15 protein-coding genes and 2 riboswitches are annotated in these 26,770 nt (G+C 63.4%); of the genes, 5 read left to right on the top strand and 10 right to left on the bottom strand.

Features of this window, described 5'->3' with window-relative positions; genetic code table 11:
* The first annotated feature begins 24 nt into the window (after positions 1-24).
* The 3 genes from putA (at position 25) to C266_RS22595 (ending at position 7,305) form a co-directional block, all read left to right on the top strand.
* Entirely contained in the window at positions 25-3,948 is a 3,924-nt protein-coding gene (putA, locus tag C266_RS22605; protein ID WP_010807670.1) for a trifunctional transcriptional regulator/proline dehydrogenase/L-glutamate gamma-semialdehyde dehydrogenase, read from the top strand.
* Positions 3,949-4,408: 460 nt separating this feature from the next.
* A complete protein-coding gene (gene putP, locus C266_RS22600) occupies positions 4,409-5,953 on the top strand; it encodes a sodium/proline symporter PutP (protein WP_036664117.1) in 1,545 nt (514 codons plus the stop codon).
* 209 nt (positions 5,954-6,162) lie between these two features.
* A complete protein-coding gene (locus C266_RS22595) occupies positions 6,163-7,305 on the top strand; it encodes a branched-chain amino acid ABC transporter substrate-binding protein (protein WP_010807672.1) in 1,143 nt (380 codons plus the stop codon).
* Positions 7,306-7,480: 175 nt separating this feature from the next.
* On the opposite strand, the gene C266_RS22590 is transcribed toward C266_RS22595, so the two are convergent.
* The 9 genes from C266_RS22590 to C266_RS22545 all read right to left on the bottom strand — a co-directional run bounded on the left by C266_RS22590 (position 7,481) and on the right by C266_RS22545 (position 21,849).
* Positions 7,481-9,046 (bottom strand): hypothetical protein, encoded by a 1,566-nt coding sequence (locus C266_RS22590; protein WP_036664115.1) that lies wholly within the window; start codon positions 9,044-9,046, stop codon positions 7,481-7,483.
* Positions 9,047-9,362: 316 nt separating this feature from the next.
* Entirely contained in the window at positions 9,363-10,802 is a 1,440-nt protein-coding gene (locus C266_RS22585; RefSeq protein ID WP_010807674.1) for a sodium:alanine symporter family protein, read from the bottom strand.
* Positions 10,803-11,081: 279 nt separating this feature from the next.
* Positions 11,082-12,791, bottom strand: coding sequence for a hypothetical protein (locus tag C266_RS22580; RefSeq protein WP_010807675.1), 1,710 nt, complete (start codon positions 12,789-12,791; stop codon positions 11,082-11,084).
* Between the two features lie 887 nt (positions 12,792-13,678).
* Positions 13,679-13,969 carry a hypothetical protein gene (locus tag C266_RS22570; protein ID WP_010807677.1) on the bottom strand — a complete coding sequence of 97 codons (291 nt, stop codon included), beginning with the start codon at positions 13,967-13,969 and terminating at the stop codon, positions 13,679-13,681.
* Positions 13,970-14,204: 235 nt separating this feature from the next.
* A complete protein-coding gene (locus C266_RS22565) occupies positions 14,205-15,608 on the bottom strand; it encodes an L-serine ammonia-lyase (protein WP_010807678.1) in 1,404 nt (467 codons plus the stop codon).
* 139 nt (positions 15,609-15,747) lie between these two features.
* Positions 15,748-18,684, bottom strand: coding sequence for an aminomethyl-transferring glycine dehydrogenase (gene gcvP / locus C266_RS22560; RefSeq protein WP_010807679.1), 2,937 nt, complete (start codon positions 18,682-18,684; stop codon positions 15,748-15,750).
* A 111-nt stretch (positions 18,685-18,795) separates the two neighbouring features.
* Positions 18,796-19,179 carry a glycine cleavage system protein GcvH gene (gene gcvH / locus C266_RS22555; RefSeq protein ID WP_010807680.1) on the bottom strand — a complete coding sequence of 128 codons (384 nt, stop codon included), beginning with the start codon at positions 19,177-19,179 and terminating at the stop codon, positions 18,796-18,798.
* Between the two features lie 69 nt (positions 19,180-19,248).
* Positions 19,249-20,355: a glycine cleavage system aminomethyltransferase GcvT gene (gcvT, locus tag C266_RS22550; RefSeq protein ID WP_010807681.1), complete on the bottom strand. Its 1,107-nt coding sequence runs from the start codon at positions 20,353-20,355 to the stop codon at positions 19,249-19,251.
* Between the two features lie 143 nt (positions 20,356-20,498).
* A riboswitch (glycine riboswitch) is annotated at positions 20,499-20,635 on the bottom strand.
* Between the two features lie 8 nt (positions 20,636-20,643).
* A riboswitch (glycine riboswitch) is annotated at positions 20,644-20,740 on the bottom strand.
* Positions 20,741-20,889: 149 nt separating this feature from the next.
* A complete protein-coding gene (locus tag C266_RS22545; protein ID WP_010807682.1) occupies positions 20,890-21,849 on the bottom strand; it encodes a zinc ribbon domain-containing protein in 960 nt (319 codons plus the stop codon).
* A 256-nt stretch (positions 21,850-22,105) separates the two neighbouring features.
* Here C266_RS22545 and C266_RS22540 point away from each other — a divergent pair, with 256 nt between their 5' ends.
* Positions 22,106-24,211: a UvrD-helicase domain-containing protein gene (locus C266_RS22540; RefSeq protein ID WP_010807683.1), complete on the top strand. Its 2,106-nt coding sequence runs from the start codon at positions 22,106-22,108 to the stop codon at positions 24,209-24,211.
* Positions 24,212-24,690: 479 nt separating this feature from the next.
* Positions 24,691-25,467 (top strand): metallophosphoesterase, encoded by a 777-nt coding sequence (locus tag C266_RS22535; protein WP_010807684.1) that lies wholly within the window; start codon positions 24,691-24,693, stop codon positions 25,465-25,467.
* 122 nt (positions 25,468-25,589) lie between these two features.
* Here the strand turns inward: C266_RS22535 and C266_RS22530 are convergent, their stop codons facing one another.
* Positions 25,590-26,480, bottom strand: a complete 891-nt coding sequence (locus C266_RS22530) for a cytochrome c5 family protein (RefSeq protein ID WP_010807685.1) — start codon at positions 26,478-26,480, stop codon at positions 25,590-25,592.
* Between the last annotated feature and the right edge of the window lie 290 nt (positions 26,481-26,770).

Here is a 26,770-nt window from a genome sequence, read left to right as displayed (position 1 = left end):
TTCGCGTCATCAGGTAACCCTTCCATGGCTAACACCACTCTTGGCGTCAAGGTCGACGACGTCCTGCGCACCCGGCTGAAGACCGCCGCCCAGCAAATCGAGCGCACGCCGCACTGGCTCATCAAACAGGCCATCTTCGCCTACCTGGAGCGCATCGAGAGCGGCGCGCTGCCGCCCGAACTGAGCGGCGCAACGCAGTCCGGCACCGAGGTGATCGACGGCCATGCGGGTGACGACACGGTGCCGCATCCGTTCCTCGAATTCGCGCAGAACGTGCAACCGCAATCAGTGTTGCGCGCGGCGATTACGGCGGCCTATCGCCGTCCCGAGCCGGAATGCGTGCCCGTGCTGGTCGGTCAGGCCAAGCTGCCCCCGGCGACCGCCACGTCGGCATCGGATCTCGCCCGCAAGCTCGTCGTGGCCCTGCGCGGCAAGAGCACCGGCGGCGGTGTGGAAGGTCTGATTCACGAGTTCTCGCTGTCCAGCCAGGAAGGTGTGGCGCTCATGTGCCTTGCCGAAGCCCTGCTGCGCATTCCCGACAAGGCCACGCGCGACGCCCTGATCCGCGACAAGATCAGCAAGGGCGACTGGCACGCTCACATGGGCAACTCGCCGTCGATGTTCGTGAACGCCGCCACCTGGGGCCTGATGATCACCGGCAAGCTCGTGACCACCACCAGCGAAGCCGGTCTCACCAAGGCGCTCACGCGCCTGATCGGCCGTGGCGGCGAGCCGCTCATCCGCAAGGGTGTGGACATGGCCATGCGCCTGATGGGCGAACAGTTCGTGACGGGCGAGACCATCTCCGAAGCCCTCGCCAACAGCCGCAAGTACGAAGCGCAGGGCTTCCGTTACTCGTACGACATGCTCGGCGAAGCGGCGACGACGGAAGAAGACGCTCTGCGCTACTACGCGAGCTACGAGCAAGCCATTCACGCCATCGGCAAGGCCTCGGCCGGTCGCGGCATCTACGAAGGCCCGGGCATCTCGATCAAGCTCTCGGCCCTGCATCCGCGCTACTCGCGCAGTCAGCACGAGCGCACGGTCACGGAATTGCTGCCGCGCGTGCAGGCGCTCGCCAAGCTGGCCCGCTCGTATGACATCGGTCTGAATATCGACGCCGAAGAAGCCGACCGCCTCGAAATCTCGCTCGACCTGCTCGAAGCGCTGTGCTTCTCCCCGGAGCTGGCCGGCTGGAACGGCATCGGTTTCGTGGTGCAGGCGTATCAGAAGCGCTGCCCGTTCGTGATCGACTTCATCATCGATCTGGCACGCCGCAGCCGTCACCGCATCATGGTGCGTCTGGTCAAGGGCGCTTACTGGGATACGGAAATCAAGCGTGCACAGGTCGACGGCCTCGAGGGGTATCCGGTCTACACGCGCAAGATCTACACCGACGTGTCGTACCTCGCCTGCGCGAAAAAGCTGCTCGCCGTACCGGATGCGATCTACCCGCAGTTCGCCACGCACAACGCCTACACGCTCTCGGCGATCTACCACCTCGCGGGCAACAACTACTACCCCGGCCAGTACGAATTCCAATGCCTGCACGGCATGGGCGAGCCGCTCTACGAAGAAGTCGTCGGCCCCATCGCTTCGGGAAAGCTCGCGCGTCCGTGCCGCGTGTACGCCCCGGTCGGCACGCACGAAACGCTGCTCGCCTACCTCGTGCGCCGCTTGCTCGAGAACGGCGCGAACACGTCGTTCGTGAACCGCATCGCGGACGAAACCATCAGCGTCGACGAACTGATCGCCGATCCGATTTCGGAAGCCGAGAAGGTGCAACCGTTCGGCGCACCGCACGCCAAGATTCCGCTGCCGCGTGATTTGTTCGGCACCTCGCGTGCCAACTCGTCCGGCTTCGATCTGTCGAACGAGCACCGTCTCGCCTCGCTGTCCTCGGCCCTGCTGGCCAGCGCGGGCATGCCGTGGCGCGCCGCCCCGCTGCTCGCCGACGGCGAGCGCACCACGGGCACGCCGCGTGCCGTGCGCAACCCGGCCGATCTGCGCGATATCGTCGGCCAGGTCGTCGAAGCCACTTCGGCAGACGTGGATGCCGCGCTCACGCACGCCGTGGCTGCCGCCCCGATCTGGCAAGCCACACCGGTCGAAGAGCGCGCCGACTGCCTGATGCGCTCGGCCGATCTGCTCGAAGCCCACATGCCCACGCTCATGGGGCTGTGTGTGCGCGAAGCGGGCAAGTCGTTGCCCAACGCCGTGGCCGAAGTGCGCGAAGCCGTCGACTTCCTGCGCTACTACGCCGCGCAGATCCGTCAGGGCTTCTCCAATGACACGCACCGCCCGCTGGGTCCGGTGCTGTGCATCAGCCCGTGGAACTTCCCGCTCGCCATCTTCGTGGGGCAAGTCGCCGCCGCCCTCGCCGCCGGTAACCCGGTCATCGCCAAACCGGCCGAGCAGACGCCGCTCATCGCCGCCGAAGCCGTTCGCCTCATGCAGGCTGCCGGCGTGCCAGCCGGTGCGCTGCAACTGCTGCCGGGCACGGGCGAGACCGTGGGCGCCGCGCTGGTGGCCGACGCCCGCACCAAGGCCGTCATGTTCACCGGCTCGACCGAAGTCGCCCGCATCATCGCGCGCACGCTGGCCGATCGTCTCGACGCCAACGGTCGTCCGATTCCGCTGATCGCCGAGACCGGCGGTCAGAACGCCATGATCGTCGACTCGTCGGCGCTGCCCGAACAGGTCGTGTACGACGTGCTCGCATCGGCCTTCGATTCGGCCGGCCAACGCTGCTCGGCACTGCGCGTGCTGTGTTTGCAGGACGACATCGCCGACAAGACGCTGCACATGCTCAAGGGCGCGATGCAGGAACTGGCCATCGGCAACCCGGATCGTCTGGCCATCGATGTCGGCCCGGTGATCGACGCCGAAGCCCAGAACGGCATCAACCGTCACATCGAACAGATGCGCGGCAAGGGCTTCCCGGTCGAACAACTGCCGCTGCCGGACGCTGCCCGCCACGGCACGTTCGTGCCGCCGACACTCATCGAACTGACCGATCTGAAGGCGCTGCAACGCGAAGTTTTCGGCCCGGTGCTGCACGTGATCCGCTTCAAGCGCGCGCAACTCGACAAGTTGCTCGATCAGATCAACGGCACCGGCTACGGCCTGACGTTCGGCGTGCATACGCGTATCGATGAAACCATCGCCTACGTGACCGAGCGCGCCCATGTCGGTAACGTCTACGTGAACCGTAACGTGATCGGCGCCGTGGTCGGGGTGCAACCGTTCGGCGGCGAAGGGCTGTCTGGGACGGGTCCGAAGGCGGGCGGTCCGATGTATCTGCCGCGTCTGCTTGCGACGCGTCCGGCCGCGCTGGCCCCGGAACTCAATCGCAACGAAGCCGCACTCTCACCGCTGGTGAACTACCGCGACTGGCTGCACGCCAACGGCAACACGGCAGGCAACGCCGCCGCGGTCCATCGCGTCGACCGTTATCTGGCGACATCGGCCCTCGACGCGACCGCTGTGCTTCCCGGACCGACCGGCGAGCGCAACACGTACGGTCTGACGCCGCGCGGCCCAGTGCTGTGCGTGGCCGCCACGCCGCTTGGCGCGCGCACGCAACTGGCTGCCGTGCTGGCGACGGGCAACAACGCCGTCTTCGCGGACAGCGCCGCCGCCCGTGAGCTGGTGAGTACCCTGCCCGCCGCACTCAAGAGCCGCGCGTCGGTGCTGCCGGCCAGTGCGGACACCGCCGCCGAACCGTCGCTCGCCGCCGTGCTGTTCGAGGGCGACAGCGACGAGCTGCGCGCCCTGAATCGCCGCATCGCTACCCGCAACGGTCCGATTCTGTCGATGCAGGGTCTCGCGCCCGAGGCGCTGGCCGCCGGTGACGATTACGCGCTGGAGCGTCTGCTGTGCGAGCGCTCGGTGTCCGTCAATACGGCCGCCGCAGGGGGGAACGCCAACCTCATGACCATCGGCTGATCCCTCGGTCGATTCGGCACCGCAGGCTTGAGACAAGCCGTCAGGCCTTGCGACGAATCTTGTTGGATTCGTCCTAAATCTGACGGCGGGCTTCGACGGCCGGACGCGCCGTCCTCAAACTCACGCGCGCACTCGCGGCCGCCAATGTCCTGTGTTTCGGGACACCGGCGGCCGCGAATCGTTAACGGCGGGGTCGCGCGCCCGCACCTCACAACGTCTTCTGCGCCCCGCCGCATATCACGTAGTTCCGCACATTGAGCGCATTCGCGGTATCTTCGCGCCCGCCCCCGACATCTCACGTGGCTCACCGCCGTCGCGCGGTTTGCACCCGGTTTGCCCCGTTAACCCGTGCCGGCGACACGTATCGCCGGCCACAGCGTTCGTCGCCCCGCGTTGCCGCCTCTTTCGTCATGCCGGGAGATGTGCCGGCGCGCGCAAGCCCGACGCTCAAGGAGGCTACATGTCCCTTTGGAATCCCACTGCGGTGTCCTTCACCGTCTATTTGCTTTTGATGTTGGTGATCGGGTGGCTCGGCTACCGCTCCACCAATAATCTCTCCGACTACATCCTCGGCGGGCGCCGCCTTGGCAGTTTCGTCACCGCGCTCTCTGCCGGCGCCTCCGACATGAGCGGCTGGCTGCTGCTCGGCCTGCCCGGCGCCATTTACGTGGGCGGACTGTCCGGCGTCTGGATCGCCATCGGCCTTGCGATCGGTGCGTGGGCCAACTGGCGCCTCGTGGCGGCACGCCTGCGGGTGCACACAGAGGTCTGCGGCAATGCGCTGACCCTGCCCGAATACCTCGCGCAGCGCTTCGGCGACCGCAGCCATGTGCTGCGCATCGTCACGGCGCTCGTGATCCTGATCTTCTTCACGATCTATTGCGCGTCAGGGGTGGTGGCCGGTGCCCGTCTGTTCGAGACGATGTTCGGGCTCGAGTACCGCACGGCGCTGTGGATCGGTGCCGTGGCGACCATTGCCTACGTGTTCATCGGCGGCTTTCTCGCGGTGAGCTGGACGGATACGGTGCAGGCCTCGTTGATGTTCGCTGCGCTGGTCGTCACGCCAATTGCCGTGATTGCGCTCGACGGCAGCCCGGCGGCGGCAATCGATGCCGTGACGGCGGTGCATCCGGCACACACCGACTGGTTCGGCGATCTCGCCCCCATCGGCGTGATCTCGATGCTGGCCTGGGGCCTCGGCTACTTCGGCCAGCCGCACATCCTCGTGCGCTTCATGGCGACGCGCTCGGCCGCCGCGATTCCGCAGGCGCGCCGCATCTGCATGACGTGGATGGTGCTCTGCCTGATCGGCGCGGTCGCCGTAGGCTTCTTCGGGCTGGCGTTCTATAGCGCGCGGCCGGATCTCGGCGCGGGCGTGGCGGCCAACCCGGAGACGATCTTCATGGCGTTGACGACGCAACTCTTCGCACCGTGGCTCGCGGGCATTCTGCTGGCGGCGATTCTGGCCGCCGTGATGAGTACGTTGTCGTGCCAGTTACTGGTGTGCGCCAGTGCGCTGACGGAAGACCTCTACAAGACCTTCGCGCCCGGGCCGGTCAGCCAGCGCCGCCTCGTATGGATCGGCCGGTCGATGGTGCTGGCCGTGGCAGTGGTCGCGGTGCTGCTCGCGCTCGATCCGCAAAGCCGTGTGCTCGGCATGGTGAGCTACGCATGGGCGGGCTTCGGCGCCGCCTTCGGGCCGCTGGTGCTGGCCACGCTGTTGTGGCCCCGCGTCACGCGTAACGGGGCGCTCGCGGGCATTGTCACCGGCGCGGCCACCGTACTGATCTGGAAGCACTTCGGCTGGTGGGATCTCTACGAGATCCTGCCGGGTTTTGTGTTGGGGGGGTTGGCGCTCATCGTCGTGAGCCGTCTCGACCGCGCCCCCGGCGCGGACGTGCTCGCCCGCTACACCGCCGCCGAAGCTGCCCTGCGTGCAATCAGGCAAGGCGCGGCGGACGGCTCGGGTAGCACCGGCACCCCGGCGGCGCAACCTTCGCCATAAGCCGGTAGCACCATCTATCGGAATATCTCCCTCTTGACCGGCGCGCGCAGCCATCCAATACTGCCGCGTCGGACGCCTTCTGCGTTTGATTGCGATGGATGCCGCTCTGGGCCTGACCGGCCTTGTCTCGACGGCGTTCCAAGAAAGGCGTACCGCGGCGATCCCGCAGGTAAGCCACTCAACGACATACACATGCAAGGAGAGGGTTGATGCAATCGAAGCTTATGCTCAGCGCAGTCGCGCTCGCGGGTCTGCTCGCGTTCGGCACCGCCGGTGCACAACAGGCGCAGGAAGTGAAGCTGGGTTTTGCCGCACCGCTCACGGGCGCCCAGGCCCACTACGGCAAGGACATGCAGAACGGCATCCAGCTCGCCGTCGACGAATACAACGCCACGAAGCCGACCATCGAAGGCAAGCCGGTGAAGTTCGTGTTGCAGGCCGAAGACGATCAGGCTGACCCGCGTCAGGGGTCGCTGGTCGCGCAAAAGCTGGTCGACACGGGCGTCAAGGGCATGCTCGGCCACTTCAACTCCGGCACGACGATTCCGGCATCGCGCATCTACGCACAGGCCGGTATCCCCGAAATCGCCATGGCGACGGCTCCGGAATATACCAAGCAGGGTTTCAAGACGACGTTCCGCATGATGACCTCGGACATCCAGCAGGGTTCGGTCGTCGGTAACTTCGCCGTCAAGAAGCTGGGCTTCAAGAACATCGCCATCGTCGACGATCGTACCGCCTACGGTCAGGGTCTGGCCGACGAGTTCGAGAAGGCCGCCAAGGCCGCTGGCGGCAAGATCGTTCGCCGCGAGTTCGCCAACGACAAGGCCGTGGACTTCCGTGCCATTCTGACCAACCTGAAACGCGCCAACCCGGACGTGATCTTCTACGGCGGCGCCGACGCACAAGCCGGCCCGCTCGCCAAGCAAATGCGCGAGCTTGGCATGAAGAGCACACTGATGGCCGGCGAAATGGTCAAGTCGGATGCCTTCCTGAAGATCGCCGGCGACGCCGCCAACGGCTCGGTGGTCTCGCTGGCCGGTCTGCCGCTCGACAAGATGCCGGGCGGGGCCGCATACGAGTCGCGCTACAAGGCCAAATTCGGCAGCGGCCCGGAGACGTACTCGCCGTATGCCTATGACGGCGCAATGGCGATGATGTCGGCCATGAAGAAGGCCAACTCGACCGATCCGGTGAAGTATCTGCCGGTGCTCGCCAAGACGAGCATGCCCGGCGTGACCACACGTGAGCTGGCTTACGACAGCGTGGGCGATCTGAAGTACGGTTCGATCACGGTCTACAAGGTAGTCGACGGCAAGTGGACCGTGCTGGAGACGGTCGGCGGCAAGTAAGCCGGCAGCGCTTCGCTCGCAGCACCATCAAGAAGGGCCGGTGAGGATAACTCATCGGCCCTTGTGTTTTTTGGCATTTCACCGCGACTGAAAAGAAGCCGCTCGGCGAGTGGCGAGCGGCGCCGGGTGAAGGCGCAGTTGGGCAAGGCGATGCAGAGGCGTTGGCTATATGGGCTCAATATTGTGACTCGCAGTTGTTCGTCCTGGCATTGCAAATCGTAAACCCGCCCGCGAGCGCGTCCTCCTTCGATCTGAAACCGCACATCAGTTCACCGTAGGTATTTCCGAAGTAGACGTAAGGGGTACCGCCGGAAGTCGTTGAGTTGCCCCTTTCGTCAACGTTATACACGCCGGCGTTATCCCAGTATCCGAACGCGCTTGAGTCACACCACCCTCTCGCGACGATGGTGCAAAACTCGGCATTGTTGATCTTTCCGAAATACCCACTCCAACGCCAACTACTCCCCACTGGCCGCTTATATCCATTGCAGCCAGCGTACGTCTGCGTCCATTTCGCCATCACGATGGGCCGGTCGACGACTCGCTCCACCGGCTTTTCCACGACAGTGGTGACGAACTCGGTTTTGGTTGTCGTCGCGAGTTGCCATGACCAGCCATCGTCGGTGTTTTGGCACGACAACATTTTTCCGTTGGCATCGCGACCGATTTCCCCCGCCCAGCAACGACCATTCAGTGCTTTGACGCCGTCCAGTTGAATGACGCCCGACTCGGATCGCAGCCGAGTTGCCTCAACCCGGTTCGCACCTTCGATATTATTGCGCTGCATTCTTAGCACGCCGCCTATCGTAGCCCCTTTTTCTGCCGCCAACTCGCCTCTCACAGTTGCGTCGCCACCCACGGTCGCGCCTTGCACGTCCAGTTCAGCCATCGTCAGCTTGCCCTTGCCTTCGATATTTCGCGCACCAACAATGTCCTGTCGGCTCGCGTCCGTTCCTTCGCTCAGATGCAGCGGGCCTTTGATGGTCGCCTTACCCTGGATCTCCAACTCCTTCATGTCGAGCTTTCCTACGCCGACGATGTTCTTGATGCCCTTGATGCTCTGGTTCGTATTGCCGCTCTCGAAATCCAGATCGCCCGTGATGTTGCGCGATCCGTCGCGCCTGACGTTGACGTCCAGGCTGTGCGTCAGGAAGCCGCCGCGCATGGCGACCAATCCGGGTTTGCCCAACGGATTCGGCACAGCATCCGGAAGCGGCCGCATGTTCTCATCGACGAATCGAAATTCCTGCGGCCGGTCGATCGGCGACGTGCCGCCAAAGACGCCGACCGTCTTCGCGACAATCGCAGCGAAAGCGTAGTCGGGCGAAGACGAATAGGCGCGCTTCGCCGGCTCAGTGAGATAAGTGAGCGAATTGATCTGGCAATTTGGCGGGTTTTCGCCATCACATTTCCGATACACACGGATCTCGTAGTCGCCCAGGCCGTGCGGCGGTTTGGTTCCCGCGCCGGAAAGATCAAGCACCTTGACGAGCGATGGAGCGTCCAGATTTCCAATGTACGAGTAAGCGAACGACGAAGACGGCGGTGTGTGAGTGAACGTGTGCCCTTTGACGGTAAAGGTTCCACGGGGTGCCGATAGCGTCGCTTCGATATCCTTGTAGTACTTCGCGACGAACGTGTCCGCTGCGTTGCCAATGATCTTGAGCCCATGCCCAACGCGTTCGGCCCGCTCAACCTGCATCTGCCGCATCTGATTTACCCCCCAGAACGTAATCAGCATACCGACCACAGCAATCGCAACTGCGGCGGAGACGAGAAAGATACCGGATTGGTTTCTTCGCATTGACGCGCTCTCATTTGAATGGTCCGGCAAACGCGGGGCATCGCGTGCCAGCGATTGCGAGATCGTTGAAATATGGCATTGTCAGTGAGACGACTCTTTCGAGGATTGGGAAATACCCGTTAACCTCTCATCGGTGACATCGAATACAGAAGCACAACCCCAAAACGAAAAGCCGCGCGACTGACGCCACGCGGCTTTTCTATCATTCGGCTGTCGACAGAACGTCAAATGCCCAAGTTAGATGGGGCCGCTATCAACGTTCATCACCCCGCTCGGCACACCAAACATCTTTCGACAGACGCTCTCGCATTTCCGGGGGCAGCACGTCGCGCGTGAAGACCGGTTCGACGATACCCACCTTGCGCTGCGCCTGATAGTCGCGCCACGCGATCAACGCATACTTCATCAGCATGCCGATGGCGACCAGGTTGATGAACGCCATCAAAGCCGTGCCGACGTCCGCAAAGCTCCAAACCAATGGCAGGCTGGCGACGGAGCCGAGCATCACCGCGAGGAGCACCAGTGCACGAAAGATATTGAGAAGCCACGGACGTTGTGTCAGGTAGTCCATGTTCACTTCGGCATATGCGTAATTGCCGAGTACGCTCGAGTACGCGAGGAAGAACACGGTGATCCCTGTGAAGACGACGGCCCAGTTGCCCACGTGCGCCGCCAGCGCGCGTTGTGTGAGTACGGCGCCTTCGGGCGCGGCGCCTGGCATGAATTCGCCGGAGAGCAGAATCATGAATGCCGTGGCCGAGCACACCACAATGGTGTCGAAGAACACGCCGAGCATTTGCATCAACCCTTGCTGCACCGGATGCCGGGTCGTCGCCACCGCTGCCGCGTTGGGCGCGCTGCCCATGCCCGCCTCATTGGAGAAGAGACCGCGCTTGACCCCCATCAACACCGCCTGACTCACCGCGTAGCCGGCAATACCGCCCGCAGCAGGCTCAAGCCCGAAGGCGTGCCGCAGGATCATCGACATCATGCCGGGGAGCTGATCGATATTGACGATGCAGATGTACACGGCAAGCCCGAGATAGGCGATCGCCATCACCGGCACAATCCACTGCGCCAAGCGCGCAACGCGTCGCACGCCGCCGTAGATGATCGGCGCCGTCATCAACACCAGCGCGATGCCGATCCATGTGCGCTCCCAGCCGAACGACGCTTCCAGCGCTTCGGCAATCGAGTGCGACTGCACGGAGTTGAGCGCGAAACCGAAGGTAAATAGCAGCGCCAGCGCAAAAAGGATGCCGAATTTTCGTGAGCCCAGCCCCATCTCGATGTAATACGCCGGGCCGCCGCGGAAGGTGTTGTCGTGGTGCGGGATCTTAAAGATTTGCGCCAGCGTAGATTCCACGAACGCAGACGCCATGCCGAGCAGCGCCGTCATCCACATCCAGAAAATGGCGCCCGGACCACCGATGGTCAGCGCGACGGCCACCCCGGCAATGTTGCCGGTGCCGACGCGGCTCGCCAGTCCCGTGGCAAAGGCCTGAAACGGTGAAATACCCGAGGTGGTCCCGAAGGAACGCAGCAGGCTGATACTGTGCCAAAGTGCCCGAATCTGAATCCCGCCGAAACGGACGGTGAAGTACACCCCCGCCCCCAGCAAGGTGACCACAAGGGGGTATCCCGACAGCACCCCGCCGACGGCATCGACCAACGGCTTGAGCCAACTCTCCATGTCACGTGCCTCCTGTCGCAACGACTCGTAGACCCACCGAAAAACAGGGGGCAAGCGACGAAGAATCTCAAGATTTGACCCTGCGCGACAGGAAGCGGCGAGACTTTCCGTCAATTCCTATACGCAATCGCGCGACAAGAAAAAAGCCGCCCGGCAAACGCCGCGCGGCTCAAAGACAAGGCAAGGAGACATCGGGAGGTAGACTACCGAGCTTCTGTGTCGGTCATGTGACGATCATGCGCGAACGATAGCCGCATCGATATCCCTGCCCGAAACGCATCAGTGGTGCCAGTTTCCGCCCTCATTGAGCGCGCCGATGTTTTGCGTCATCGTTGTCTTGAAAAGGTTACGGAACTCCGGTGTGTTGTCGCGATACCAGGTCGGATTTTCCATAATGCCGTGCCCGACGTTGTTCTTCCCCCAGTCCCAAAAGGTTGTTCTCATGCCCACTGAGCCACTGCCGTACGAGAAGCAATACAAGGCCCCGGCGGGACGCCCCATTGCACGCACGACGAACCGGTCGAGCCGGTGGTTGTATTCGAGAATGCCACCGGCGCTTATCGCCTCGGCGTCCAGCACACAGGCAGTCGCAGGCGAACCCACTTCATAAAGAACGCTCGCTGCGCCGCGGTGAAGTAGTTTGCTCTTGCCCCATCTCAGATCGAATCTGGACATCCACCACGACGAGTTGCGTTGTACCTCGGACGTGATCTTGTCCACAACGTTATCAGGCACGTTGTCCCGGGTGACTGTCGGGCTCGACAGCTTCCAGACGCGCGCGCCCCTGCCATTGCCTTTTGGGTCTTCTTGCTGACACGACATGACCCGACCTTGCGCATCAACGCCGATGCCCATCCCCGTGCAAGATCCCCCCGAGATGCTGGTGCCTAGCTCGACCACACCGTCGGTCGACTTCAGGGCTGCCGATTCCACTCTTTCGGCTTTGACGCGGGTTGCCTCTACGTTGGTCGCGTCAACGGACTTCGCGTCGACATTTCTCGCCCCCGTGATGTCGTTCGCATTCAGGCTCAGCGTTGTGCCCACTTTCACGCGATCTGCATTGACGCCGGCCATGCTCAGCGTCCCGCTCCCGGTGATGTCACGCGCACCGATAATGCTGCTGCCTGCCTTCTGGTCGTCGTCCTTTTTGTTGCTGCTGAGATCCAGCGTGCCAGCGATGCGCGCGGAGTTCACCGCCAGGCTGTTCATCGCCAGTGCGCCACTTCCTTCGATATTCCCCGCGCCGACAATATTGTGACGTGTCGCTGCGCCGTTCGCCCCGCCGTTACGATCTTCTAAATTGAGATTCCCCGTCATCGACTTACGCCCATCGAGGCTGAGCAGAGTGTCCATCGCACTCGTCTGATGTCCGCCACGCACAGCGATCAGGCCTGGTTGCGCCGCCGGGTTCGCGACCAAGCGTTCCGACCCGTTGTTATCGAGAAAGTGAAATTGGCCCGGCGCGTCTTGCCGCGACATGCCGCCCAACGCACCGATCTTTCGCATCGCGGTAGCGGCGGCATCGAAATCGGGGGCGTCCGAGTATGCTCGCTTGATAGGCTGAGTGAGATACACCAACGTCTTGATATCGCATTGGTTGTTGACGCAATCTTCATACACCTGAATGGCGTATTCCCCCATGCCATTCGGCGGCCGGCTTGCGACGCCCCTAACGTTCATGACCTTGAGCAGGTTCTCCGCCGTCAGATTGCCCACCACTCGCGGCGCGGTACCCTCCCTCGTGAACTGAACGTCGCCGATGACGAATGGCTCGTTCTTTTCGAACAGCTTATTCAGCCGGTCGTGATATGCCACGGCGAAACTCTGCGTCGCGTCGCCCATGATTTTCAACGACTCGCCGATGCGCTCCGCCCGCTCGGCGCGTAACTGCCGCGTGTAGTTGACGCCCCAGAATGTAATCAGCATGCCGGTCACCGCCACGGCGATACCTGCTGAGATCAGAAAAATGCCGGACTGCTTTCTTCGCATTGACGTGCCCTCGGAACGGCCGGCAATCGCGCCGCACGAGGCGGCGGCGATTGCCGCAGCATTAAAAGGGGACATTCTGGGTTGAACGCATCGTTTAGGGTTTAGGATTTGACGGATAAAATTCTTCGGCCAGTCCAGATGCTGAAGCCGCGGCGCGAAAGAAGAAAAACGTTGGAGGTCGTCATGGCAATTGATAATGCGCCCCGCGCCCACAGAACTTCGTCAAAACCAGCGTCGCGAACATCCTGCACAGTATCGAAGCGGCACGTTGCCCGAAGATAGTTATTGAAGGGCAAATTCGAGTACGAGACAGACACACCGTCATTACGGGTCTCTACATCGAAGCTACGGAGTCCGTACTCGTCGTCGGTTCTGAAAAACGTCTCGACATTGCACATCCGCGCCTTGTTGATAAAGTGTCCTGTATCACGCGCTATGCGCTCGAAGTTTGACGGGTACCACTCCCGCCTTCCGATCGCGCAAGCCCGAACGTGATTCATATCGTAGCCACCTAGCCCCAGCGTCAGGTCGGCAAGTACTCTTCAAACTCGACGTCGTCGCTCGAATAGTTCGTCACTCCGCCACAGACAAAGCAGCGGATGCTGGCTGGCTCCGGCAAGCGTGTAGTTCCCGGCACTGTCGCGCTCAAGTTTCGCCGGTTGATTAGCCCACCGCTTGCCGACGGTGGTCTCGGCGCGAGACGATACCGGTTCCCCCCACCCAGGCCGTCGACCCAACGGGCACCTTCGAGATATTCCATCGTTCGCCTCGCGTGACGCCGACAAGCACCATGTCTGTGATCGTGTCCTTGGCAATCTCCCCGAGCACACTCAGGGACACATCGGCCTTGGTATTGGCAGTCCCCGAGAGCTTCCACAGTCTTCCCGTCAGACTTTTTCCGTCCGGCTGACACGACAGCACTTTGCCAGCGCCATCCACAGCGATACCGGATGTCGATCGGAGGCGCCTCGATTTGGCTTCTCGATTTCGCCGTGATGCTTCACGGTGAACGTCTCCACCGCGTCGCCAATGGCCTTGAGCGACTCGCCAATGCGCTCTGCGCGCTCAATGCGCATTTGACGACGCTGCTGAACGCCCCGAAACGTAATCAGCATGCCGACCACAGCCACGGCAACCGCAGCGGAAACCAGAAAAAAGCCCGACTGTCCGCTTCGCATCACCTTCCCCTTCTTTGTACTTTGTAAGCCGCCTAGCGTGTTCTCACGTCATGCATCTGCGGTCTCAACAGCGCCAAAGCCGACATTCTCGGCGAGGGGGGCCACATTCTAGTTTGGTATTTTCCCGAAAAACTCAGATGGCGCGGACGTGTACGAAAGCGCGGTCACAAAAAAGAAAAGCTGCGCGGCTCTCACCACGCAGCTTGCACATCAAAACAATCAAATCATCAAACTTTCAGCACTCCACGATATTCACCGCCAGTCCGCCTCGTGCCGTTTCCTTGTACTTCGTCTTCATGTCGGCGCCAGTCTCACGCATCGTCTTGATCACGGAGTCGAGCGACACGTAGTGCGCGCCGTCACCCCGCAGTGCCATACGTGCCGCGTTCACTGCCTTCACCGATGCCATCGCATTGCGCTCGATGCACGGAATCTGCACCAGCCCGCCGACCGGGTCGCAGGTCAGACCGAGGTTATGTTCCATACCGATTTCGGCCGCGTTCTCGACTTGCTCGACCGTACCGCCCTGCACCGCAGCGAGTGCCCCGGCGGCCATCGAGCACGCCACGCCAACTTCGCCCTGGCATCCTACTTCCGCACCGGAAATCGATGCGTTGAGCTTGTACAGAATGCCGATCGCGCCAGCGGTCAGCAGAAAGTCGATCACGCCTTGCTCGTCCGCACCATGTACGAAACGGTCGTAGTAATGCAACACCGAGGGGATAATGCCGGCGGCACCATTCGTCGGCGCCGTCACCACGCGTCCGCCTGCGGCGTTCTCTTCGTTGACGGCAATGGCGTAGAGGTTCACCCAGTCCATCACCGACAGCGGATCGGACAACGTGCGTTCGGCGCGTTGCGTAAGCTGACGATACAACTCCGGCGCGCGACGCCGCACGTGCAGCGGCCCCGGCAGTTCGCCGTCGGCCTCGTCGTTACCGATGCCGCAGCCGCGCGTCACGCACGACTGCATCACGTGCCAGATGTTGAGCAGACCGCGGCGAATATCCTCTTCCGCCGTTTCGCCGTGATGCCAGACCTTCTCGTTCTCCCACATCAACTGCGCGATGCTCTTGCCACTCGCGCGGCACATCTCCAGCAGTTCCTTGCCCGTGCGGAACGGGTACGGCAGTTGATCGTGCGCCGCCAGCACCTGCGCGTTCGACGCCCCGGCCGTTACGACGAAACCGCCGCCGACCGACAGGTATCGCCCTTCGCGCAGCTTGTTGCCCTCGCCGTCGAACGCATGGAATTTCATGCCGTTCGGATGTTCGGCCATCGCCTCGCGGCGGTAGAACACCATGTGCTCCTTCTCGACGAATGGCACCTCGTGCTTGCCGAGAATCGACAGCACCTTCGCGCGGCGTAACGACGCCAGACGCTGCGCAATCGTCGACGGATCGACGGTGTCGGGGGCCTCCCCCATGAAACCGAGCAGCACGCCCTTATCGGTGCCGTGACCCTTGCCCGTCGCGCCAAGCGAGCCGTATAGCTCGGCACGCAGCGACGCTACCTGCGGCAGCAGGCCGTCGCGCTCCAATCCCTGCACAAACATCAGCGCCGCGCGCATTGGCCCCACGGTATGCGAACTTGACGGTCCGATACCGATCTTGAACAAATCGAAAACTGAAACGGCCATGGGGCTTCCCTGAAGTTCTGAAACGTATTTGTGACGCAACGAATGCCGTCGGGATGACACATTCGAGTTATATCCATTGAGACAAAAAAGGGCTGGCAATGTTTCTGCCAGCCCCTGTTTGTCCGGATATTGCGACGATTTATTCGTAGTCGCTCATCGGCACACAGGCGCAGAACAGGTTCCGGTCGCCGTAGACGTTATCCGCGCGCCCCACCGGCGGCCAGTACTTGCGCTCGCGCAGCGCCTTGACCGGGTATGCCGCCTGACTGCGGGCATAGGCGTGCGGCCATTCGTCTGCGGTCACGACATCGGCCGTGTGCGGGGCATGCTTGAGCGGGTTGTCCTCGCGATCGGCACGGCCCTCTTCCACGGCACGGATTTCCTCGCGAATCGTGACCATCGCCTCGATGAAGCGATCGAGTTCGTGCTTCGATTCCGACTCGGTCGGCTCGACCATCAGCGTGCCCGGTACCGGGAAGCTCATGGTCGGCGCGTGGAAGCCGAAGTCCATCAGACGCTTCGCGACGTCGTCGACGGTAATGCCGCTGGCGTCCTTGAGCGGACGCAGGTCCAGAATGCACTCGTGCGCGACCAGTCCGCCCGGCCCCGAGTACAGCACCGGATAGTGCGGCGCGAGTTTCTTCGCGAGGTAATTCGCGTTGAGGATGGCCGTTTCGGTCGCCGCCGTCAGACCCTGCGCGCCCATCATGGCAACGTACATCCACGAGATCGGCAGAATCGACGCCGAACCATACGGGGCAGCCGACACAGCGCCGATCCCGTCGCCGTTGTCGGTCGCGCGCGAGTAACCCGTCGAGCGCTGATTCGGCAGGAACTGCGCCAGATGCGCGCCTACCGCCACGGGGCCCACGCCGGGGCCGCCACCGCCGTGCGGAATGCAGAACGTCTTGTGCAGGTTCAGGTGCGAGACGTCGCCGCCGAATTCGCCCGGTGCGCAAAGGCCGACCATCGCATTCATGTTCGCGCCGTCGACATACACCTGACCGCCGTTCGCATGCACGATCTCGCAAATCTGACGCGCGCCGGCTTCGAACACGCCGTGCGTGGACGGGTACGTCATCATGATGGCAGCCAGACGGTCACGATACTGCTCGGCCTTGGCTTGCAGATCGGCCAGATCGACGTTGCCATTGGCGTCGCAGGCGACCACCACGACCCGCAAGCCGGCCATATGGGCCGACGCCGGGTTCGTGCCGTGAGCGGATGCGGGAATCAGGCAGATGTCGCGATGCGCTTCGCCACGCGATGCGTGATACGCCTGAATGACGAGCAGGCCCGTGTACTCGCCTTGCGAGCCGGCGTTCGGTTGTAGCGAAACGGCGGCGTAGCCGGTAGCCGCCACCAGCATCTGCTCGAGCTGATCGATCATCGAACGATAGCCGACCGTTTGTTCCGCCGGCGCGAACGGGTGAATCTGGGCGAATTCCGGCCACGTCACCGGCAGCATTTCCGAGGTGGCGTTGAGCTTCATCGTGCACGAGCCCAGCGGGATCATCGTGCGATCGAGCGCGAGGTCCTTGTCGGACAGGCTGCGCAGATAGCGCAGCATCTCGTGCTCGGAGTGATAGCGATTGAACACCGGGTGCGTCAGGTACTGGCTTTGACGGGCGAGCGCCGCCGGATATCCGTTGGATACCGTGGTCTCGATGGCGTCGAAGTCCAGCGAGATATCGGTCTTGCCGAGGCCCTCAGCCACCACTTCCCACAGCGCGATCACGTCGTCGCGCGTGTTGGTCTCGTCGAGCGAGATACCCACGGTGCCGGCGTCTTCGCGACGCAGGTTGAAGCGGCGCGCAGCGGCCACCGTGTGAACGGCATCGGCACGACCGGCCACCGGCACCGTCAGCGTGTCGAAGAATGTGGCATTGCGAGGCGCCGCACCGAGGGCGGTGAGGCCGGCGGCCAGCACGGCCGTCAGACGATGCACACGCTCGGCGATGACACGCAGCCCCTGCGGACCGTGATACACCGCGTACATGCTGGCCATGATGGCGAGCAACGCCTGTGCGGTACAGATGTTCGACGTCGCCTTTTCGCGGCGGATGTGTTGCTCACGCGTTTGCAGCGCCAGACGCAGCGCAGGCTTGCCCTGCGAGTCGACCGACACGCCGACCAGACGGCCGGGCATCGAACGCTTGAGTTCGTCGCGCGTCGCCAGATAGGCAGCGTGCGGACCGCCGAAGCCCATCGGCACGCCAAAGCGCTGGCTGTTACCGATGGCCACGTCCGCGCCCCACTCGCCCGGCGGCGTGAGCAGCGTGAGCGACAGCAGATCGGCTGCGGCAATCAGCATGCCGCCCTTGGCGTGAATGGCGTCGGCCAGCGCGCGGTAATCGCGCACGTCGCCGTCCACGCCCGGGTATTGAACCAGCACACCGAACGCATCAACTTCGGTCGCGGCGGCCACGGGGCCGACCTGGACTTCGATGCCCAACGGCTTGGCGCGCGTTTGCACCACTTCGATGGTCTGCGGCAGTACGTCGTCGGCCACGAAGAACGTATTCGACTTCGACTTGCCCGTGCGCTTGACGAGCGTCATCGCTTCGGCGGCGGCGGTCGCTTCGTCGAGCATCGACGCGTTGGCGATCGCCAACCCCGTCATGTCGATGATCATCTGCTGGTAGTTGAGCAGCGCTTCGAGACGGCCTTGCGAAATTTCCGGCTGATACGGTGTGTAAGCCGTGTACCAGGCCGGGTTCTCGAGCACGTTGCGCAGAATCACGCCCGGCGTGAACGTATTGGCGTAGCCCTGACCGATGAACGACTTGAAGACCTGATTCTGATCCGCCAGCGCGCGCAGTTGCGCCAGCGCCTGCGATTCGGTTTTCGGTGCAGCGAACTGGCCGAGCGACGTGGCAAACTGGCTGCCGTCGCGGCGAATCGATGCGGGGACGACAGCGTCGATCAGTGCGGCACGCGATGCATAGCCCAGTTCGGTGAGCATCGCCTGTTGTTCGGGGGTGTCCGGGCCGATGTGGCGCGCGCAGAAGTTGTCGCGCTGCTCAAGCTCGGCGAGCGAGCGGCGCGGGGCTTGCAGGTCAGTCAAAGCATTCATGGGTCAAATCTCTCGTTCGATCACGGCAAGTGACGGCAGGGCATATCCAATGCAAAGCCAACGCAGACGGTGCCGGGCGACCCGAAGGTCTCGCGGCACCGTCAGCCGGCATCAGGCGCCGATTTTCCTGGCGTACTGCTCGGCGTTGAGCAGCTTGTCCAATTCGGCTGCGTTCGACGGCTTCAGGCGGAACAGCCAGTTGCCGTAAGCGTCGGCATTGACCAGATCCGGCGAGCCCGACACTTCCACATTGGTCTCGATGATCTCGCCGCCGACCGGCGAGTGAACGTCAGCCGCCGCCTTGACCGATTCGATCACGGACGATGCCTCGTCGGCAGCCACCGTGCGGCCGGTATCCGGCAGCTCGACGAACACGATGTCGCCCAGGGATTCCTGCGCGAAATCGGTAATGCCCACGGTCACAGTGCCGTCGGCTTCGAGGCGAGCCCATTCGTCGGACTCGGTGTACTTCAGGTTGTCGGGGATATTCGCCATGTTGACGCTCCGGGATTCAGTGTTTGGGGTATTCGGTTATCGGTGTTTCGTGTCGCCGCACCGTGGCACTTACGCCACCACGGCCTTGCCGTGACGCACGAACGGTAATTTGACCACACGTGCGGGCAATTGCTTGTCGCGAATTTGCACATGGACGGTGGCGCCGTCCGGCACCCCCTTCGGCAGACGGGCAAACGCAATCGATTGCTGCAGGCTCGGGCTGAACGTGCCGCTGGTGATTTCGCCGTCGCCCGCTTCGGTGATCACGGCCTGATGCGCACGCAACACGCCGCCTTTGCCGTCGAGCACGAGGCCCGCGAAGCGCCACGTCTGTCCGCGCGAGAGCAGTGAATCCTTGCCGACGAACGTGCGTGCGCTCTCCTTCTCGACCGTCCAGCCGAGGCCTGCGTCGAGCGGCGACACGTCGTCGTCCATGTCCTGACCGTACAGGTTCATGCCGGCTTCCAGACGCAGCGTGTCGCGTGCGCCCAGCCCGGCCGGGCGCACGCCCGCCGCGGCCAGCGCGTTCCACAGCGCCACCACGTGATCGGCGCTCACGATGACTTCGAAGCCGTCTTCACCCGTGTAGCCGGTGCGCGCGATCATCAGTTCGCCGAATGCAGTGTCTTTTGCGAACGCGGCATTGAACGGCTTGAGCGCTTCGCTCGCTGTCTGACTGCCCGGCACGGCTTGCCAGACCTTGGCGCGCGCGTTCGGTCCCTGCACGGCGACGATCGACAGATCGCGGCGCGAGGTGATCGTCAGGTTGTAGTCGCCGTGGGCGTTGAGCTGGCCGAGCCAGGCAAGGTCCTTGTCGGCCGTTCCGGCGTTCACCACGACACGGAACCAGTCTTCGGCGATGAAATAGATGATGAGGTCGTCGATCACGCCGCCGCTCGGGTTGAGCATGCAGCTGTAGAGCGCCTTGCCCGGCGTTTGCAGTTTGTCGACGTTGTTGGCAACGGCGAAGCGCAGGAATTCGCGGCAGCTCGGGCCATGCAGATCGACCACGCACATGTGCGAGACGTCGAACATGCCGGCATCGGTGCGCACAGCGTTGTGCTCTTCGATCTGGGAGCCGTAGTTCACAGGCATGTCCCAGCCGCCGAAGTCGACCATGCGGGCGCCTGCGGCGCGGTGCGTATCGTTGAGCGGAGTACGTTTGAGTTCGGTCATCGGAGCGTCAGGGCCTCAGGGCTCAAGGTTCATGGATTTCGGAAAACGTCCTCCGAAAACGCAAAAGGGGTCATCTCGACGACCGGCACTTTCCGCGTCCGGCGCATGCTTGTGCATGTGCCCGGCGCAATGCCAGTTGGCGAGATGACCCCTCTGTCCTTGGTACCTGAGAGATTGCCCGGTGCGTGCGGCGCGCTGTGCGCGATGCCGCTCTTACCGGCCCCTTCGGTGGGTTGTTCGCGTGGCATGCACGCCGCAACCGCTCTCCAGAGATCGAAGGCGAAGCCTTCGGCGCGGACGGTCCTTGATGCCTGAGAGTTTGTGGGTATTACCCCTTCGGCGGCGCCGGCATGTGCTTCCCGGCGCGCTCTCCCGACCACGCTCGCGCACTTTACGGGGAAAGCCGGGGGCTGTCAATTTAGCGCAGGCTGCCTGAGTGTGAATCGGTGCTGTGCGGTGCCGGGCGGCCGTTTCACGCCAGCCGGCAAGTCTCGTGGCCACGCCATTTTTGATCGCATGAAGCGCGTGCGCGGCTCAATGCGTCTCGCCCGGATTCGCCCCCGCCGGACAACCATCCTTCCCCCAGCGCCCATTGCATACGGCCCAGATGCAGCGCTGCTTCGGAATGACCTCGTACCAGCGATAGCGGTTGCATTTCGCGAGTGCCGACGCGATGGTGGCGGCCGCCGATGCCGGGGCGGCCGGCGCCCCCTGACGCTGCGCTTCTGCAGCCAGCGGGCCGATGTCGTTGTTGTCGTAATGCGCAGGCAGATCGGCATTAGGTGTCGGCCGTGGCGCGGTGGTGTTGCCGGTGTTGCGACGGTCGAGCAATTGCATCATGTCGTCCGGCGTGTTGTTGCGGGCGGGGGCCGGGGGCATCGCCGTGGCCGCGGCGGTCAGGGCCGCAGTGGCGGCGGAAGCCGTGAGCGGCGCCGGCTGACTTGCAGACGCGACGTCGGCTGTCGCGTCGGACGCCGCGGCATCGGCAGCCGCCAGCGCCTGTGCGCGCGCCAATGCAGCGGAGGCCTCGCTCTCGGTGCTGCCGGCGGCGGCAAGCGCCGTGTCGCCGGACGCGACGGCAGGCGGTGGGTTGCTAGGGCTACCGAAGGGGGTGACGGCTAGCCCGCCGGGGAGTTTGGGCGCCGGGTCGACATATGGGGCGCGCAGATTCCACCAGATACCGAGCAATGCCACGGCGGCGAAAATCGCCGTACCGAGAACCAGCGCACCATTGATCCAACTGGGCGATTCGCCGCGCTCGCGTTTGCCACGGCGCGTGGGCGCTGCGTCCGCAGCGAACACCGCTTGCGCGGTCTCGTCACGCGCATCGGTCACGGGCGTCCCCAGGTTATCGAGCGCACCGCTGCCCCCGCCGGCACCCGTGGCCGGACGATCATCCCGAAAACCGGGTTCGGCATCCGCGAGTTTCGCGCCGCACTTCGCACAGTACGGCGCACGCGGCGCATTGTTCGTCCCACAAGTTGGACATTGCACGGCGACTCCACCACGATGGCAGTGTTTTGCATTATAGGCACCCCATCTACGCCGACGCCAGACTGCGGCGAGGCGTCGTGCCTGCCCCACAGCGCAGCATACGCGAAGCCACTGCGATGTCACGGCTGCGCACACCCCGCGTGATAGACTTGCCCACCCCTTGGCGCATGCCAACTTCGATGCTCGTACCGGCGCGCGCCCCCTGTGGCTCACGCGTACCCGACGGTCACCGCACTCACCCCCATCGCGTCACACCATGTCGTCTTTTCCGCTTAATCCTGCCCAGAACGAAGCCACGCACTATTTCGACGGCCCATGCCTCGTGCTGGCCGGCGCGGGTAGCGGCAAGACGCGCGTCATCACGCAGAAGATCGCGTGGCTGATCGAGACGAAGGGGTTCGAGCCGAAGCACATCGCCGCCGTGACCTTCACGAACAAGGCCGCCGCCGAAATGCGCGAGCGCGTGGCCAAGCAACTCGAAGGCAAGACGCTCAGCACCCCCGGCAAGCAAGGCCGCAAGGTGCCCGTCAATCAGCTCACGATCTGTACGTTCCACTCGCTGGGCGTGCAGATTCTGCGGCGCGAGGCGGAGAACGTCGGCCTGAAGCCGCAGTTCTCGATTCTCGACGCAGACGACTGCTTCGGGCTGATTCAGGAACAACTCGGCACGACCGACAAAGCGATGATTCGCGGCGTGCAAACGGCCATCTCGCTCTGGAAGAACGGACTGGTCACGCCCGAAACGGCGCTGGCCGCCGCCGAGACCGCCGACGAACATCAGGCCGCGCTCGTCTATCGCAATTACATGGCGACCTTGCAGGCCTATCAGGCCGTCGATTTCGACGACCTCATCCGCCTGCCCGCCGAACTCTTCGCCCGCGACGAGGAAGTGCGCGAGCGCTGGCAAAACAAGCTGCGCTATCTGCTGATCGACGAGTATCAGGACACCAATACCTGTCAGTACCTGCTGCTCAAGCTGCTCGCGGGTCCGCGTGCGGCGTTCACGGCCGTGGGCGACGACGATCAGGCCATCTACGGCTGGCGTGGCGCCACACTGGAGAACCTCAAGCAGTTGCAGGTGGACTTCCCGACACTCAAGGTCATCAAGCTGGAGCAGAACTACCGTTCGACGTCGCGCATTCTGACGGCGGCGAACAACGTCATCGCGAAGAATCCGAAAATCTTCGAGAAGAAACTGTGGAGCGAGCACGGCCTGGGCGACCCGATCACCGTCACGGCGATGAACGACGAAGAGCACGAGGCCGAATCGGTGGTGTTTCGTCTGTCGGCGCACAAGTTCGAGCGTCGCGCGGAGTTCCGCGATTACGCCATCCTTTATCGCGGCAATCATCAGGCGCGCATCTTCGAGCAGGTGCTGCGGCGCGAACGCATTCCCTACGTGCTCTCCGGCGGCCAGTCGTTCTTCGACAAGGCGGAAATCAAGGATCTGTGCGCCTATCTGCGGCTGCTGGCGAACCCCGACGACGATCCTGCTTTCATCCGCGCCGTGACCACGCCGCGCCGTGGCGTGGGCAGCACCACGCTCGAAGTGCTCGGCGGCTTTGCGGGACAGGCGAAGGTCTCGCTCTTCGAAGCCGTCTATATGGGCGCGGTCGAAGCGCGGCTGCAACCCCGTCAGCTCGAACCGCTGCGGGCATTCTGCGATTTCATTCAGCGCATCGCGGCGCGTGCGGCGCGCGACCCGGCCAACGAGGTCATCGACGATCTGATGGAAGGCATTCACTACGAGGCGTATCTGTACGACACGTTCGACGAGCGTCAGGCGCAGTCGCGCTGGACGACCGTGCTTGAATTCCTCGAATGGATGAAGCGCAAAGGCACGCGCAACGAAGACGCGCAGACGACCGGCTTCGACACGGCCGACGGCCTCGATGGCGACGGCAAGAGCCTGATGGAACTCACCCAGACCATCGCCCTGATGTCGATGCTCGAAGGCCGCGACGGCGACGATCCCGACGCGGTGCGTCTGTCCACGCTGCACGCGTCGAAAGGGCTGGAGTATCCGCACGTGTTTCTCGTCGGCGTGGAAGAAGGCATCCTGCCCCACATTCGGGAGGATGAGGAGGTCACCGCCGAGAAGATCGAGGAAGAACGCCGGTTGATGTACGTGGGCATCACGCGCGCGCAGCGCACGCTGCAACTCTCGTGGTGCAAGAAACGCAAGCGCGCGCGCGAAATCTTCTCATGCGAAGTGTCGCGTTTCGTGCCGGAGATGCAACTCGACGAAGCCCCCCCCCCGCCGCCGGAAGACGCCCCCATGTCGCCGAAGGACCGGCTCGCCAGCCTAAAGGCCATGCTCGCGGGCGGCGCGAACAAGACGCCGTCGTCGTCGGGCGCCTGAGGCCGCCGGACGTTCGTCCCGCACAAACGAATAGCCCCCGCGTACGGGGGCTGGCTTGAGGAACGGCGACATCCGACCGGGGCTGTCTGCGGCGGTAGGGCGCACCGTGAGGTCAATGCTTGCTGCTATTTGCCACTACCTGAAGACGTCTGCTCACAGGCGGCTGCCGGGCTCCACGCCACGAACACCCCTGCCAGACCGGTCAAACAAAGCAGAACAGCAACCAACAGTATGCGCATAGGCTCGCCTCCACTCGTCAGGTGAGGTTTCACTATAGAAGCGCATCCCTTCGATGACAAAGACATCTTGACCATCGGCGCGCGGCGGGCGATAGTCGGTAAAAAACGGGCGAAACAATGCGTGAATTGCGTTGATTTCGGCCCAATGCCCACACCTCCGGCGCGCTTGCGATGCGTCTGGCACACACGGCGTCGGCGGGTGTGCGGCACCGATCCTCAAGCCTTTGTGGAGCGTGGTGCGTGAGACTGCATATTCTGTCCGACCTGCATTTGTCCGTAGCGCCGTTGGCAATTCCCGACGTCGAGGCAGACGTCACGATTCTCGCTGGCGATATCAGCCGGCCGGCGCAAGCCATCGAGTGGGCCAGGCAATTGCCACGCCCCGTCATCTACGTCCCCGGCAATCACGAGTTCTACGGCGCGACGCTCGCGGGCACGCTGGCCGAACTGCGACGCCTCACCGCTGGCACCAATGTGCATCTGCTCGAGCGCGGCACGGTCGTGCTGGGCGGCGTGCGCTTCGTCGGCACCACGCTATGGACGGACTTCGCGTTGTACGACGCCGAGGGCAAGCACGACGCTGTCGTCGAGGAGTCGCAGAAATTCGTGCGCGACTTCACGCGCATTCGCATCGGCGACCCGGCCGCACCGTGGTCGGATCTGCCGTTTTTCTCACCCGACGACTGCGCCGCACTATGCCGCGAGAACGTCGCGTGGCTCTCGCGCACACTCGCCACACCGCACGATGGCCCGACGGTCGTGGTCACGCATCATGCCCCGACACCGCAAAGCATCCATCCGCGCTTCGCGGGTTCGCTCGTCAATCCGGCCTTCATTTCGGATTTAACTTCATTCGTCGATCAGTCCGACGCCGCGTTGTGGGTCCACGGCCATACGCACGATTCGTTCGACTACCGGGTGGGCCACACCCGGGTGCTGTGCAATCCGCGCGGCTATTGCTTCGAGGGACGTGTCGAGAATGTCGCGTTCGACCCGCAGATGGTCGTGCGAGTGTGATCCGTCGAAGGGCTGCCTCGCAACGCGAGAAACGAAAATCCCCGCCGAAGCGGGGATTTTTTATGGTGGCGACCGCCTGTGAGGCAGGCAGTTCGTGCGGCTTACGCGACTTACACGGCAGCTTACTTGGCCGCGCTCACCATGTAGTCGACCGCCGCCTTGACGTCGTCATCCGACGCGTTGGCAGCGCCGCCCTTCGGCGGCATGGCATTCAGTCCCTTGATGGCAGCATTGTGCAGCGTGTCGATGCCCGTGGCGATGCGCGGGGCCCATGCGGCCTTATCGCCGAACTTCGGGGCGTTCATCACGCCGCTCGCGTGGCAGGCCATGCAGACGGTGTCGTAGAGCTTCTTGCCCGCCTCGAGATTGCCGCCCGCGCTGGCGGCAGCCGGGGTCGCAGTCTTGAGCGACGCCATCGCGGCGGCGGCAGCGGCGGCAGAGCCCGCGTCGGCGCCCGAGGCGACGGCAGGCGCCCCCGAGGCCGCAGCAGCGCCCGATGCGGGCTGGGCCGGTTCTGCCGGTTCTGGCAACTTGCCGCCCGACGCATTGGCCATATAAACGATGGCACGGCCGATTTCGTAGTCCGTCACGTCGTCGGGGCTGGTGCCGCCACGGGCCGGCATCGCGCCCTTGCCGGCGAGCGCAATCTTGAGCATTCCGTCGTAGCCCTGAGCGATACGCGGGGCCCAGTCGGCGGAGCCGACTTTGGGCGCCCCGGCAGTACCGGCCGCGTGGCAGGCGGCGCAAACGGCCTTATAAAGTTGTTCGCCGGTCTGGTAGACGCGCGGCGCGTTGGCATCCTTGACTTCGACCTTCGCCACGGGCGCGATGCGCTCGGCAACGGCACTTTCGGTCATGGCGGAACTACCGGCGCCGGTCAGGGCGTTGTTACCCACGTAATTGACCAGCAAGACGATGATGACGATCGGTACGAGAAAGCCAGCAATGACCGCGGCGATGAGCTGCTTGGGTGTTTTGATCAGGGACTCATGCTCGTTATGTGCTTCACTCATGCGGGATCTCTCAATAGTTTTTGTGGAAACCGAGTGCATCACACCGGATAGCTGGCACCATCCAGTCAAAATAACGAACCATTGTAGCAACAAACCCTCGGCCGATGACACGCTAAGGCAGTGCGCAGACGCCGCAAAAGTCCCGTATTTTCCCTAACTTACGCGAAAGCCAAAGGCATGTTCCGCATGCTTCGTGCGCAAACTGCGGGGGCGTTGCAGTCACAGCAAATCCGCGCGAGCGGAGCGCTCGGCAGCGAATTGCCGCATTTTGGGGCACGCGTATGCACAGG

It is taken from the genome of Pandoraea sp. SD6-2 (assembly GCF_000389825.1).
GTDB lineage: Bacteria > Pseudomonadota > Gammaproteobacteria > Burkholderiales > Burkholderiaceae > Pandoraea > Pandoraea communis.
The sequence above is the reverse complement of the archived record's forward strand: the minus strand, read 5'-3'. Positions and strand labels throughout refer to the sequence as shown.

Bases quoted from the DNA above. Each gene is read 5' to 3' on its own strand.
- C266_RS22590 (WP_036664115.1), bottom strand. From the start codon at position 9,046: ATGCTGATTACGTTCTGGGGGGTAAATCAGATGCGGCAGATGCAGGTT.
- gcvT (WP_010807681.1), bottom strand. From the start codon at position 20,355: ATGACCGAACTCAAACGTACTCCGCTCAACGATACGCACCGCGCCGCA.
- C266_RS22595 (WP_010807672.1), top strand. From the start codon at position 6,163: ATGCAATCGAAGCTTATGCTCAGCGCAGTCGCGCTCGCGGGTCTGCTC.
- C266_RS22580 (WP_010807675.1), bottom strand. From the start codon at position 12,791: ATGCGAAGAAAGCAGTCCGGCATTTTTCTGATCTCAGCAGGTATCGCC.
- putA (WP_010807670.1), top strand. From the start codon at position 25: ATGGCTAACACCACTCTTGGCGTCAAGGTCGACGACGTCCTGCGCACC.
- C266_RS22585 (WP_010807674.1), bottom strand. From the start codon at position 10,802: ATGGAGAGTTGGCTCAAGCCGTTGGTCGATGCCGTCGGCGGGGTGCTG.
- C266_RS22570 (WP_010807677.1), bottom strand. From the start codon at position 13,969: ATGCGAAGCGGACAGTCGGGCTTTTTTCTGGTTTCCGCTGCGGTTGCC.
- putP (WP_036664117.1), top strand. From the start codon at position 4,409: ATGTCCCTTTGGAATCCCACTGCGGTGTCCTTCACCGTCTATTTGCTT.
- C266_RS22565 (WP_010807678.1), bottom strand. From the start codon at position 15,608: ATGGCCGTTTCAGTTTTCGATTTGTTCAAGATCGGTATCGGACCGTCA.
- C266_RS22530 (WP_010807685.1), bottom strand. From the start codon at position 26,480: ATGAGTGAAGCACATAACGAGCATGAGTCCCTGATCAAAACACCCAAG.
- gcvH (WP_010807680.1), bottom strand. From the start codon at position 19,179: ATGGCGAATATCCCCGACAACCTGAAGTACACCGAGTCCGACGAATGG.
- gcvP (WP_010807679.1), bottom strand. From the start codon at position 18,684: ATGAATGCTTTGACTGACCTGCAAGCCCCGCGCCGCTCGCTCGCCGAG.
- C266_RS22540 (WP_010807683.1), top strand. From the start codon at position 22,106: ATGTCGTCTTTTCCGCTTAATCCTGCCCAGAACGAAGCCACGCACTAT.